Genomic DNA, 12409 nt, shown 5'->3' with positions numbered 1-12409 from the left:
AGTACCCACCTAGGCTTCAGACCCTCATAGGCTGCGGGGCCTCCCGACGCGCCGGGTCCGGCCCGTCGTACTCGCGGATGATCTCGTACCGAGTATTCCGCTCCACCGGCCGGAACCCCGCATCCCGGATGAGGTCCAGCAGATCCTCGCGGGTCAACTTGTTCGGCGTCCCATAGTTGTCGGCGTCGTGAGTGATCTTGTATTCCACGACCGACCCGTCCATGTCGTCCGCACCGTGCTGAAGCGCCAGCTGCGCCGTCTGCACACCGTGCATCACCCAGAAGACCTTGACGTGCGGCACGTTGTCGAACAGCAGCCGCGACACGGCGAAGGTCTTCAGCGCCTCCGCCCCCGTCGCCATCTGCGTCCGCGCCTGCAGCCGGTTGCGGATCTTGCCGTCCTTCATGTCCACGAAGTCGTGCTGGTAGCGCAGCGGGATGAAGACCTGGAAACCGCCGGTCTCGTCCTGCAGCTCACGCAGCCGCAGCACGTGGTCGACGCGGTGGCGCGGCTCCTCGATGTGGCCGTACAGCATGGTGCACGGGGTCTTCAGACCCTTCTCGTGCGCCAGGCGGTGGATGCGGGACCAGTCCTCCCAGTGGGTGCGGTGGTCCACGATGTGCTGGCGGACCTCCCAGTCGAAGATCTCCGCGCCGCCGCCGGTCAGCGACTCCAGGCCCGCGTCGATGAGCTCGTCCAGGATCTCGCTCGCGCTCAGCCCGCTGATCGTCTCGAAGTGGTGGATCTCCGTCGCCGTGAACGCCTTCAGCGAGACGTTCGGGAGTGCCGCCTTCAGCTCGCGCAGCGAGCGCGGGTAGTAGCGCCAGGGCAGGTTCGGGTGCAGGCCGTTGACGATGTGCAGCTCGGTGAGGTTCTCGCCCTCCATCGCCTTGGCGAGCTTCACGGCCTCCTCGATGCGCATCGTGTACGCGTCCTTCTCGCCCGGCTTGCGCTGGAAGGAGCAGTAGGCACAGGACGCGGTGCACACGTTCGTCATGTTGAGGTGCCGGTTGACGTTGAAGTGCACGACGTCGCCGTTCTTGCGCGTGCGCACCTCGTGGGCGAGGCCGCCGAGCCACGCCAGGTCGTCCGACTCGTACAGCGCGATGCCGTCCTCGCGGGACAGCCGCTCACCGGAGCGGACCTTCTCCTCCAGCTCGCGCTTGAGCCCGACGTCCATGCCACACCCTTTCCACGACTTCCGCGACAACTCGCCCAACCGTACTCCCCCACCCTTCGGGCGGGGGGACCCCCACACGGCCTGCGGCCTACGCCTGTTCCGGTAGGTCCCCGACCCGGTTCTCCCACTTCGTGGACAGCACGATCGTGGTACGGGTCCGGGACACCCCCTTCGTCCCGCTGAGCCGCCGGATGATCTTCTCCAGGCCATCCACGTCGTTCGCCCGCACCTTGAGCATGAAGGAGTCGTCGCCGGCGATGAACCAGCAGTCCTCGATCTCGCTGAGCTCCTTCATCCGGTGGGCGACGTCCTCGTGGTCGGCCGCGTCGGAGAGGGAGATGCCGATCAGTGCGGTGACGCCGAGGCCGAGCGAGGCCGCGTCGACGGTGGCGCGGTAGCCGGTGATGACGCCGGCCGCCTCCAGCCGGTTGATGCGGTCGGTGACGCTGGGCCCCGACAGACCGACGAGGCGCCCCAGCTCCGCGTAGGAGGCCCGGCCGTTCTCCCTCAGGGCCTGGATGAGCTGCCTGTCCACCGCGTCCATGCGATCGATGCCTTCCGCTGAAGAGTTCCCGAGTGATGAGAGGTACTGCGCAGTACCGGCGGTTGCCGTTGGCTCGCGCTACCGGCCGCCGGCGCTCCCGCCGCCCAGCTCGCCCGCCCAGCGCCGGTACAGGGTGTGCTCGACGCCCGCCGCGTCCAGCACCCGCCCGGCGACGAAGTCCACCAGGTCCTGGATGTGGGTGGCGCCCGCGTAGAAGGCGGGCGACGCGGGCACCACGGTCGCGCCCGCGTCGTCGAGGGCGACGAGATGGCGCAGGGTCTGGCCGTTCAAGGGGGTCTCCCGTACGGCCACCACCAGCGGCCGGCGCTCCTTGAGGGTGACGCTCGCCGCGCGCTGGAGCAGATCCTTCGACAGACCGAGCGCGACACCGGCGACGCAGGCGGTCGAGGCGGGCACGATCAGCATCCCCTTGCTGGGGTACGACCCCGAGGACGGCCCGGCCGCGAGGTCCCCGGCGGGCCAGTACCGCACCCCGCTGATGTCCGCCTCGAAGACGGCGGGCTTGCCGTCGGCCCCCCGGCCGAGCCATTCCCGCAGGTCGTGCTGCCAGTGCGCGTCACGGAACGAGATCCCCGTCTCGTCCATCAGGGTGAGCCGGGAGGCCCGGCTGACGACCAGGTCCACGCTCTCACCGGCGTCGAGGAGTGCCCGCAGCACCGACGCGGCATATGGCGTGCCGGAAGCGCCGGACACCCCTACGATCCAAGGCGTACGCGGCGTCTCTCCTGGCTTGACTGGGTTCACGACACCGAGCCTATCCGGCGCCGTGGGGTGGGAACCGGTCGAGGGGGCTCGGCCGTTGTCCGTAGGGGTCGGACGAATCGTTGGGGGACGACATGTCGGGTTCGGAGCCCGCTTGGTCGCGGGGCGACCGTGCGAAGGCCGCGGCGAAGCTGGTGGTGGGCTGGGTCGCCCTGCTGTGGCTGCTGGAAGTGGTCGACGTGGTCAGCGGCCACGCGCTGGACAGTCTCGGCATCATGCCGCGCCGGGCCTCCGAACTGGTCGACATCGTCCCGGCCGCGTTCATCCACTTCGGCTTCGCCCATGTGGCCGCCAACAGCGTGCCGCTGCTGGTCATGGGGTTCCTCGCGGCGCTGGGCGGGCTGCGCCGTTTCGCCGTCCTGTGCCTCGTGATCATCGTGGCCGACGGGTTCGGTGTGTGGCTCGTAGCGCCGGATCACACCAACACGGCGGGCGCCTCCGGCCTGATCTTCGGGCTGTTCGGCTTCCTCCTGGTCAGCGGGTTCGTGGAGCGTCGGCCGCTGGGCGTGGTGGTGGGCCTGCTGATCGGCGCGGTCTGGGGCACGTCGATCCTGCTCGGCCTCTCGCCCCTGCAGACGGGCGTCAGCTGGCAGGCCCACCTGATAGGCCTGGCGACGGGGGTGGCGACGGCGTTCTGGTTCCGCCGCCGGCCCGCGGAGGTCCGGGCGATTCAGGGCTGAGGGCGCGATTCCGGATCCACGGGAAGGCGGTCGGTGTCGATGGCCAGCCGTCCGAGCTTGGTCTCCACCGTGGCCTTGCCCCCGTAGGGATAGGTGTCGCGTCCCAGATAGCCGTCCGGACCGGGGTTCCAGAGCGTGACGAGATGTCCCTTCATGGGATCGAAGATCAGGTAGTTCGGGATGCCTCGCGCCGCGTACTGCTTGTTCTTGACCTCGTAGTCGTTGCGGACACTGGACGGCGAAACGACCTCGATGGCGAGCTCGATCAGGTCAGGCGCGTAGGCGGTGAGATTGCGGTTCTTCTCGGCCGCGGGGATGAGAGCGAGGCCAGGGCAGAACTCGAAGTCCTCGCTGAACGGGATCGCGACATCGCTGATGAAGGCCCACTCCTGGCCGAGCTGAGCTTCCAATTGGGTCCACAGCCGCACGATGGTCTCGTTGTGGAACGGCCTGAGCGGACTCATCACGATGTTGCCCTCGACAATCTCCATCCGGTATCCGCGGAACATGTCCTCGTACCGGGCGAGCTGCGAGTGCAGGCGGTCGCTGTCCGAGACGGTCACGTCAGCCTCCCTCTCTCTGCACTCGATGGTAGGCCGCACCGTAACTACACGGTCAGACCCCGAACCAGAAGATCCAGCAGCGCACACACGAACAGGGCAATCCCGATGAACCCGTTGACGCTGAAGAACGCCCTGTTGAGGCGGGACAGGTCGTGGGGCCGCACGATCGAGTGCTCGTAGACGAAGGCCGCCGCGACGATCATCAGGCCGACCCAGAAGAACCCGCCGGCGTCGGTCACCACGGCGTACCAGACGAGGAGGGACATCGTCAGCAGGTGGCAGACCCGCGCGCCCCAGATCGCCGCCGGGATGCCGAAGCGGGCCGGCACCGACAGGACGCCGATCTCGCGGTCGGTCTCCACGTCCTGGCAGGCGTAGATCAGGTCGAAGCCGCCGATCCAGATGCCCACGGCGAGGCCGAGGATCACGGCGTGCCAGTTCCACTCGCCGCTGATCGCGAGCCAGCCGCCGATCGGGCCCATGGCCTGGGCGATGCCCAGGATGGCCTGCGGGAAGTTCGTGAACCGCTTGCCGTACGGGTAGACGACCATGGGGATGACGGCCACCGGCGCGAGCGCCAGGCAGAGCGGGTTGAGCAGGGCCGCCGAGCCGAGGAAGACGACGACCGCGATGAGGGCGCCCGTCCAGGCGTGCTTCACGGACATCGCGCCCGTCACCAGTTCGCGGTGCGCGGTGCGCGGGTTACGGGCGTCGATCTCCCGGTCGATGATCCGGTTCACGGCCATCGCGAAGGTCCGCAGGCCCACCATGCAGACGGTGACCAGGAGCAGCCGCCCCCAGTGGATGTCCTTGTCCCACTCGAACATCGCGGTGAGGGCGGCGATGTAGGCGAAGGGCAGGGCGAACACGGAGTGCTCGATCATCACCAGGCGCAGGAACGCCTTGGTGCGTCCCGGCTGCGGGATCGCGGCGGAGGCACTGCTCATGAAAGGCCGTACTCCTTCCAGCGGCGGTCGACCTTCGCCGCCGTATCCGGGTCGGACAGGACCATGTCGGGCCAGCCGCCGTCGCGCGTGTAGCCCTCCTCGGGCCACTTCCTCGTCGCGTCGATCCCGGCCTTGCCGCCCCAGAACTGCTGGTAGGAGGCGTGGTCGAGATGGTCGACGGGGCCTTCGACGACGCTGAGGTCACGGGCGTAGTCGGTGTTGCCGAGCGCCCGCCACGCGACCTCGTGCAGGTCGTGGACGTCGCAGTCGGAGTCCACGACCACGATCAGCTTCGTCAGGGACATCATGTGTGCCCCCCAGATGGCGTGCATCACCTTCTGGGCGTGCTTCGGGTACTTCTTGTCGATGGAGACGATCGCGCAGTTGTGGAAGCCGCCGGCCTCGGGCAGGTGGTAGTCCACGATGTCCGGGACGATGATCTTCAGCAGGGGCAGGAAGAAGCGTTCCGTCGCACGGCCGAGGGGTCCGTCCTCCGTCGGGGGGCGCCCCACGACGATCGACTGGAGCAGCGGCCGCCTGCGCATCGTCACGCAGTCGATGGTCAGCGCGGGGAAGGGTTCCTGCGGGGTGTAGAAGCCGGTGTGGTCGCCGAAGGGGCCCTCGGGCAGCATCTCGCCCGGCTCAAGCCAGCCCTCGATCACGACCTCCGCCTGTGCCGGCACCTGCAGCGGCACGGTCTTGCAGTCCACCATCTCGATCCGCTTGCCCGCGATGAACCCGGCGAAGAGGTACTCGTCGATGTCACCGGGCAGCGGCGCGGTGGAGGCGTACGTCACCGCGGGCGGGCAGCCGAAGGCGATCGCGACCGGCAGCCGCTCGCCGCGCCGGGCCGCCACCTGGTAGTGGTTGCGGCTGTCCTTGTGGATCTGCCAGTGCATGCCGATCGTGCGCTTGTCGTGGCGCTGCAGCCGGTACAGGCCCAGGTTGCGGATGCCGGTCTCCGGGTCCTTGGTGTGGGTCAGCCCCAGGTTGAAGAAGGAGCCGCCGTCCTTCGGCCAGGTGAACAGCGCGGGCAGCCGGTCGAGGTCGACGTCGTCCCCGGTCAGGACGACCTCCTGGACGGGGGCGTCCTTCACCTTCTTCGGCGGTACGTGGGTCATCGAGCCGAGCTTGCCGAAGGCCTCCCGCACGCCCACGAACCCGTGCGGCAGTTCGGGCCGCAGCAGCCCGCCGATCTTCTCGCTGATCTCCGCGTACGACTTCAGTCCGAGCGCCTTCAGCAGCCGCCGGTCGGTGCCGAAGACGTTCATCGCGAGGGGCATCGCAGAGCCCTTCACGTTCTCGAAGAGCAGCGCCGGTCCGCCGGACTTCTGCACCCGGTCGACGATCTCCCCGACCTCCAGATACGGGTCGACCTCGACCTTGACGCGCTTGAGGTCGCCCTCGCGTTCCAGGGCCCTGAGCAGGGAGCGAAGATCGTCGTAAGCCATGGGTCCCAGTATCGGCCACCCGCTACCCTGGCCCCGTCACCGGGGCCGACTCACCACCGCTGGGAGAGCACGCGAGCATGCTGAGGTATCTGCCGTTCCTGCTGGTGCTGGCCCTGTGGATCTACGCCTTCGTGGACTGTCTGAACACCCCCGAGGAGGAGGTGCGCGGACTGCCCAAGGTGGCCTGGGTGATCGTGATCCTGCTGTTCGGCGAGGTGCTGGTGGGGCCGGTGGCCTGGCTGATCGCCGGAAGGGCCCGGACGGCCGGCGTCCGGTCCGCGGGCCCCGCCGCCTCGCGGCGCTGGGTCGCGCCGGACGACAACCCCGACTTCCTGAAGTCCCTGGACGACCCCAAGGGCGACAAGGACACGGACCGCAACAAGGACTGAGGGGGCGCGCCGTACAAGGTGTACGTCGGTGACCCCGCCGAAGCGGACAGTGCGCCCCTGTGCCCGGACCGGCCGGAACCGGACACTTGGCTCGCATGACGACAGCTCCCGCCGACTCCGCCGGCACCCTCGCGCCCGCCTACGGTGACAAGGTCATCGCCGTCGAGACGGCGGGCTCCGAACCGATCCCCGACGCCGAACGGCACGGCACCCCGCTGCAGTTGCTGTGGACGTGGGCCTCCCCGAACATCGAGTTCGCGACCGTCTACATCGGCGTGATCGCGGTGCTCTTCTTCGGGCTGAGCTTCTGGGCGGCGACGGCCGCCATCGTGCTCGGCACCGCGGTCGGCGCGATCACGCAGGGCGTGCTGTCCCTGGACGGGCCGCGCTTCGGGGTCCCGCAGATGGTGATCGGCCGGTTCTCCTTCGGCTACTTCGGCAACATCCTGCCGGCCGCGGCCAACGGCCTGGTCGCGGGCGTGGGCTGGTTCGCGGTGAACAGCGTGAGCGCGGCCTTCGCCCTCAACACACTGACGGGCCTGCGCCCGCTGCCCTCGCTCCTCCTCGTGGTGGTCGCCGAGATCCTCATCGGTTTCGTCGGCCACAATTTCGTCCACACCTTCGAGAAGTACGCCTTCCCCGCGCTCGCCGTGATCTTCCTGCTGGCCGGCGTGTGGACCTTCAAGGACGCGCACCTCGGCGGGGGCGGCACCGGCGGCGGCATCGGCGGCTTCCTGCTGGCGTTCAGCGCCGCCTGGGGATACGCGGCGGGCTGGAACCCGTACGCCACCGACTACTCCCGCTACCTGCCGCGCAGCGCGAACAAGCTGAGGACGGTCCTCTACCCGGCGATCGGCCTGTTCGTGTCCGTGTCCCTGGTCGCGGTCATCGGCGCGGCCTCCGCCACGATCCTGGCCCCGAAGGACGCCACCCCGACGGCGGCCTTCACCGGCCATCTGCCGGGCTGGCTCGGCGATCTGGTGCTCCTCGCCATCATGCTCGGCGGCATCTCCGCGAACGCCCTCAACATCTACTCCGGCGCGATCTCGATCACGTCGTTCGGCCTGAACCTGCCGACCTGGCTGAGCCGCAGCATGCTGGTCGTGGTGTCCGGCCTCGCCGGTACGGCGGCGGCGTGGGCGTCACTGAACGACGCGGGCGCGGCCTACGAGGCGTTCCTGCTGGTGATCGCGTACTGGGTGGCGCCGTGGCTGGGGGTCGTCCTGGTGGAGCGGTGGCTGCAGTCCCGCACGGCCACGGACGAGGAACTGGCGGCCCGCCTGACGGACCGCTCCCACACCAACTGGCCAGGGCTGGCCGCCCTGTTGATCGGCGTCGCGGTCTCCGTCCCGCTCTTCTCCAACCAGCAGGACTACGTCGGCTACGTCCCGAAGCACTGGCCGTCCTTCGGCGACATCACCCCGGTCGTCGGCTTCGCGCTGAGCGCGCTGCTGTACGCGGTGCTGCGCCGCCGGAAGGCCACGTCCTGAGGCCGTCCCCGGTACCACTGGACAATCACCGGCGAATTTTGGCACGGTGAGGTGCGCCGGCCCGAAATCGAACACGTGGCCGATAGCGCCTTCGGGAGGGCCTCGTGTCGCTCGCCTTCTACGCCACGCACAGCACGTTCTCGGACCCCGGCGACCTCGCCGGGGTCTACCGCGGTTTACCGCGTGATCCGGCCCGACTGGCCCGTGTCGTACGGGACTTGATGATCCACCGCCTGGAGGAGGACCTCTTCGGTCACACCCACCCCACCGACCGGCTCCACAACGACGCCGAGGCCCGCTACGTCGACGGCGTCCTGCGGATCCTCGTCGAACGGAACGACGACCCGCTGGACCGGCGGCGGGAGGTCGGGGACCGGTTCGTCGGGACCTGCCGGGACTTCGCGCTGCTGCACTGCTCGTTCCTGCGGCACGCGGGCATCCCGGCCCGCATCCGCTCCGGCTTCGCCGACTACTTCACCACCGACGGCTTCCACTTCGACCACGTCGTCACCGAGTACTGGGACGAGCAGCGGGGCTGGCTGCTGGCCGACCCCGAGCTCGCCGATCCCGGCGCCACCGCCCACTGGAACGCGGACTTCGACCCGATGGACGTCCCCCGCGACCGTTTCCTCGTCGCGGGCGAGGCGTGGCAGGCGATCCGCGCGGGCGCGGCCGACCCGAGGACCTTCGGACTGCATGCCCCGGAGGAGGGCCCGTTCTGGGGCGAGCGGTTCGTCGCCGGCAACGTCCGGCTCGACCTCGCCATGCTGAACAAGGTCGAGACCCTGCTGTGGGACGTGTGGGGCGAGGCCGAGGGCAAGCCCGGCGACCCGTTGCCGGAGTCCGCACGGGAGATGTACGACGCCGTCGCCCCGGTGGTCAGCGGCGAGGTGTCCTTCGACGCCGTCCGCAAGCTGTTCGCCGGACACGACACCCTGCGCACTCCGCCGACGGTGACCTGCTACGCCCCCTACAACGGCCCGAGCACCGTCACCCTGCGCGAGGGCTACGATCGCGCAGGGTGACGACGCTCGTACGTCAGCCCATGTCCGTCAGGAGGGCGTTCAGTTCCTTCTCCTGCTGAGCGGGCGACTCCGGCGGGTTCGGGTGATCGATGCCGAAGGTCTTGAGCACCTTGTCCATCTGGGCGTCGATGGAGGTCCAGCCGGTCTGGTCCAGCGGCTGCAGCGAGGCCTGGTCGGCGTCCCACAGGTCACGCAGCGACTGGGCGGCCGCGTGCGCGCTCTTCGCGTTCCCGGACCGGGCGTCCTTGAGCGAGGTGGAGGCGAGGGCCTTCAGCGCGGCCACCTTGGCCGGCGGGAACTTCTTCACCGCCACGCCGGGAGCCAGCTGGACGGCGGTGGTGTTGTCGGCCTCCGGCGCCGGGCCGGTGTGCGGCTGGCCGTGGGCCCAGACCAGCAGGCCCGCGATGGCGACGGCCAGCACTCCGAAGCCGCCGAGCGCCACACGCTCCTTGCGCATGTCCCGGCCCCTGCGGGCGGCGTGTGCGGCGTGGGTCGCCTCGTAGGTCTCGGTCACATCCGAGCGCGTCACGGTCAGGTAGACCACCGTCGCCAGGATCAGGCCGAGGAAGATCAGGCTGGTGGTGAAGGTGCCCAGGTCGAGGCCGGTCGGGTCGCCCGGGTTCTGGGCGACCTTCGGGGAGGCCAGCCAGTCGCCGATGTTGGCGCCCAGCGGGCGGGTCAGGATGTAGGCGAGCCAGAAGGACAGCACCGGGTTGGCGCCGTACCGCCACAGCGCCGTGATCGCCGCGATGAGACCGAGGGGCAGCAGCACCGAGGCGCCCGGGCTCCAGCCGGTCAGCTCCAGGGTCCAGTCGCCGGTCGCGGTGCCGAGTGCGAAGGTGACCAGGACGGTCAGCCAGTAGAACGACTCGCGCGAGAGCGTGGTGACCGAGTGGATCGACAGGGTGCGCTCGCGCAGCCACCACACGCCGAAGACCACCGCGAGCAGCACGGAGAAGACCGCGGAGCTGATCCACAGCGGCACGTTCAGCTGGTCGGTCAGGATGTCGGTGTACAGGGTGCCCGTGACGCTGACAACGACCACGGTCAGCCAGTAGGGGAACGGGACGTACCGCTTCAGCCGCAGCTGGACGGTGAGGACCACCACGAAGACGGCGGTGAAGATCCAGGCGGTGTTCACCAGGCCGACGCCCAGCTTCATGTTGATCCAGTCGGCGAAGCTCTCACCGACCGTCGTACACAGGATCTTGATCACCCAGAACCAGACGGTGACCTCGGGAACCTTGTTGAGCATGAGGCGCCCGCTACGCGTGCGTGCTTCCGTTGTCGTTGTCATGCAGGGAGGTTTACGTGGGGAACCTGCACGCAACCTGACTACGTGACCGCGCGGGCCGCCGGGAGCGTCACCTCGACATGACCGCGGCCGTCCGCGATCGCGCGCACCTCCACCCCGGCCGAGGCGGCGATGCGCCGGACCACCGGCAGCCCCAGCCCGAACCCGTCGCCGCCGCTCACCCCCGCCTCGAAGACCCGGTCGACCTCATCGGGATCGAACCCGGGGCCGTCGTCCAGGACGTCGACCACGATCGCCTCGCCCTCGCTGCGCGCGGTGATCCACACCCGGGACTTCGCGTGCCGCAGGCCGTTCTCCAGCAGGGGCGACAGCAGCGACACGGCGACGTCGGGCGCCACGGCCACCTCGACCTTCCCCGGGAAGGCGACCTCGACCGCGCGGCTGCCGATCGCACGGCGCGCGGCGGACCGCAGATCGCACCAGGTCCCGTCGTCCGTCCGCGCGCGGGCGGCGCCCAGGATCGTGGTGATCGCCGCGTCGAGGCGGTCGACCTCGCTCAGCACCGCCTCCGGCGCCACCGGCTCGCCGGACAGCTGCGCGAGTTGCGCCTCGCCGCGCAGGACCGTGAGCGGTGTCCGCAGTTCGTGGGCGATCTCGTCGGTGAGCCGGCGCTCGTCCGCCAGCGCGTTGTCGACGCGTTCCAGGAGGTGGTCCAGGGTCTGTCCCAGTTCCCCGAACTCGTCGCGGGGGACGCCGAGGTTGAAGCGGCGCCCGGGTTCGTGATGGCCCCACTCGTCGGCGAGGGCGGCCATCTCGTGCACGACCCGCAGGGCGCGGCGCACCACGAGGTGCGCGACACCGCCCGCGAGGAGGATCGTCAGGCCGCCCAGTATCAGCGACAGGGCCAGGCTGCGCTGCTCGGACGTCTCGTACGGCGTGAGGTCCACCCGGACGATCACCATGACATGGTGCCCGTCGACCGGGACGGCCCGCGTGTACAGGAGGTAGTTGCCGACGGACGCGGTCTGCGAGCGCCCCGCGTCCGCCAGCGCCTCGACGCGGTCGACGACGCTCGGCGGTACGTTCCCGTCGATCAGGCGGCCGTCGGAGTACACCCAGGCGACCTCGTCCAGCGCCTCGCTGCCGTTCTCGGTGAGCACGACCCTGCCGTGCCGGACGGTGACGTTCGCCGCGACCGCCTCGGCGCGGGTGCGCGCCAGATCGCGCGCGTCGGCGTCCGTCACGCGGCTGAGCAGCACATGCGAGACCACGACCAGGATCGCGACCACGGCGGTGGCGATCAGCACGGTCAGCGCGACGACGCTCCTGCGGAATCCGGTCACTGCCATCGGTATCCCACGCCGCGCACGGTCGCCAGCCGCTCGGCCACGCCCAGCTCGGTGAGCTTGGTCCGCAGCCGGCGCACGTAGGAGTCCAGGGTGTTGTCGCTGACCTGCGCTCCGTGCGGCCAGCCGGCGGCGACGAGGGCGTGCCGGCGCACCGCGTCGCCCTGCGAGGCGATCAGCCGGCCCAGCAGCCGGAACTCGGTCGGGGTCAGGCTCATGCTCACCGCATCGTAGGTCACCACGTGCTTCGCCGGATCGAGGACGACCTCGTGCGGTACGGGCGCCACGGTGGTCCGGCGCAGCAGGGCCCGGACGCGGACCAGCAGTTCCGGGATGTCGAAGGGCTTGGTCATGTAGTCGTCGGCGCCGGCCTCGAAGCCGCCCACCTTGTGGTGCAGGCCGTCCAGGGCGGTGAGCATCAGCACCGGCGCGTCGACGCCGCGGGCCCGCAGGGCCAGGCAGACGTCACGGCCGTCGGCGTCCGGCAGCCCGAGATCCAGGACGACCAGCTGGGGCGCAGGGGCGAGCTGCCGCAGCAGGCTGTCGGCCGTGGCGGCGACGGCGACGGTGTGGCCGTCGTGCTCCAGGGCGCGCTTGAGAATGCCGCGGACCGCCGCATCGTCTTCGCACACCATGATGAAAGCCACGTGCCGACCCTAGATACTCACCTTCCGGTTCTCCATTTCCCCTGGTCGGCGCTCCGTGGAGGGGCCCGGTCGGTCGGCGGAACGTTGCGTGCGCACGTCAGGCGTGCTT

Annotated in this window: 13 protein-coding genes; 4 read left to right on the top strand and 9 right to left on the bottom strand. The window is 69.7% G+C overall.

Going from position 1 to position 12409, the window contains the following annotated elements; translation table 11 throughout:
- Positions 1-16: 16 nt before the first annotated feature.
- From mqnE to ACIRVK_RS02875, 3 genes are all read right to left on the bottom strand, one after another.
- Positions 17-1180, bottom strand: a complete 1164-nt coding sequence (gene mqnE, locus ACIRVK_RS02885) for an aminofutalosine synthase MqnE (protein ID WP_404243310.1) — start codon at positions 1178-1180, stop codon at positions 17-19.
- A gap of 88 nt (positions 1181-1268) precedes the next feature.
- Positions 1269-1724 (bottom strand): Lrp/AsnC family transcriptional regulator, encoded by a 456-nt coding sequence (locus ACIRVK_RS02880; protein WP_404243309.1) that lies wholly within the window; start codon positions 1722-1724, stop codon positions 1269-1271.
- Positions 1725-1802: 78 nt separating this feature from the next.
- Positions 1803-2489 carry a UbiX family flavin prenyltransferase gene (locus tag ACIRVK_RS02875; RefSeq protein ID WP_404243307.1) on the bottom strand — a complete coding sequence of 229 codons (687 nt, stop codon included), beginning with the start codon at positions 2487-2489 and terminating at the stop codon, positions 1803-1805.
- A gap of 92 nt (positions 2490-2581) precedes the next feature.
- On the opposite strand from ACIRVK_RS02875, the gene ACIRVK_RS02870 reads away from it, so the two are divergent.
- Positions 2582-3187: a rhomboid family intramembrane serine protease gene (locus ACIRVK_RS02870; RefSeq protein ID WP_404243304.1), complete on the top strand. Its 606-nt coding sequence runs from the start codon at positions 2582-2584 to the stop codon at positions 3185-3187.
- Here ACIRVK_RS02870 and ACIRVK_RS02865 read toward each other — a convergent pair.
- Genes ACIRVK_RS02865 through ACIRVK_RS02855 form a run of 3 tightly spaced genes read right to left on the bottom strand, consistent with a single transcriptional unit; the run spans position 3178 to position 6148 of the window.
- Positions 3178-3750, bottom strand: a complete 573-nt coding sequence (locus tag ACIRVK_RS02865) for a Uma2 family endonuclease (protein WP_404243302.1) — start codon at positions 3748-3750, stop codon at positions 3178-3180. The two genes, ACIRVK_RS02870 and ACIRVK_RS02865, sit on opposite strands and share 10 nt — an antisense overlap.
- Before the next feature lie 44 nt (positions 3751-3794).
- Complete coding sequence (gene mqnP, locus ACIRVK_RS02860) at positions 3795-4697, bottom strand: menaquinone biosynthesis prenyltransferase MqnP (protein WP_404243300.1); 903 nt, start codon at positions 4695-4697, stop codon at positions 3795-3797.
- Entirely contained in the window at positions 4694-6148 is a 1455-nt protein-coding gene (locus ACIRVK_RS02855; protein ID WP_404243298.1) for a menaquinone biosynthesis decarboxylase, read from the bottom strand. Before ACIRVK_RS02855 ends, mqnP begins: the two co-directional genes overlap by 4 nt.
- Positions 6149-6225: 77 nt before the next feature.
- Here ACIRVK_RS02855 and ACIRVK_RS02850 point away from each other — a divergent pair, with 77 nt between their 5' ends.
- The 3 genes from ACIRVK_RS02850 to ACIRVK_RS02840 all read left to right on the top strand — a co-directional run bounded on the left by ACIRVK_RS02850 (position 6226) and on the right by ACIRVK_RS02840 (position 9052).
- Entirely contained in the window at positions 6226-6537 is a 312-nt protein-coding gene (locus tag ACIRVK_RS02850) for a PLD nuclease N-terminal domain-containing protein (protein ID WP_404243296.1), read from the top strand.
- Positions 6538-6632: 95 nt separating this feature from the next.
- Positions 6633-8027 (top strand): purine-cytosine permease family protein, encoded by a 1395-nt coding sequence (locus tag ACIRVK_RS02845; protein ID WP_404243294.1) that lies wholly within the window; start codon positions 6633-6635, stop codon positions 8025-8027.
- Positions 8028-8131: 104 nt separating this feature from the next.
- Positions 8132-9052 carry a transglutaminase-like domain-containing protein gene (locus ACIRVK_RS02840; protein WP_404243292.1) on the top strand — a complete coding sequence of 307 codons (921 nt, stop codon included), beginning with the start codon at positions 8132-8134 and terminating at the stop codon, positions 9050-9052.
- 13 nt (positions 9053-9065) lie between these two features.
- On the opposite strand, the gene ACIRVK_RS02835 is transcribed toward ACIRVK_RS02840, so the two are convergent.
- The 3 genes from ACIRVK_RS02835 to ACIRVK_RS02825 are packed head-to-tail and all read right to left on the bottom strand — an operon-like array spanning position 9066 to position 12300.
- Complete coding sequence (locus ACIRVK_RS02835) at positions 9066-10349, bottom strand: hypothetical protein (protein WP_404243290.1); 1284 nt, start codon at positions 10347-10349, stop codon at positions 9066-9068.
- Positions 10350-10387: 38 nt separating this feature from the next.
- Positions 10388-11656: a sensor histidine kinase gene (locus ACIRVK_RS02830; protein ID WP_404243288.1), complete on the bottom strand. Its 1269-nt coding sequence runs from the start codon at positions 11654-11656 to the stop codon at positions 10388-10390.
- Positions 11647-12300 carry a response regulator transcription factor gene (locus tag ACIRVK_RS02825; RefSeq protein WP_404243286.1) on the bottom strand — a complete coding sequence of 218 codons (654 nt, stop codon included), beginning with the start codon at positions 12298-12300 and terminating at the stop codon, positions 11647-11649. The genes ACIRVK_RS02830 and ACIRVK_RS02825 overlap by 10 nt, the downstream gene beginning before the upstream one ends.
- Positions 12301-12409 lie beyond the last annotated feature (109 nt).

Origin of the sequence: Streptomyces sp. NPDC101152 (genome assembly GCF_044768275.1) — a bacterium.
Taxonomy (GTDB): Bacteria; Actinomycetota; Actinomycetes; order Streptomycetales; family Streptomycetaceae; genus Streptomyces.
Note: the sequence above shows the minus strand (reverse complement) of the source record. Positions and strands in the feature narration are given on the sequence as shown.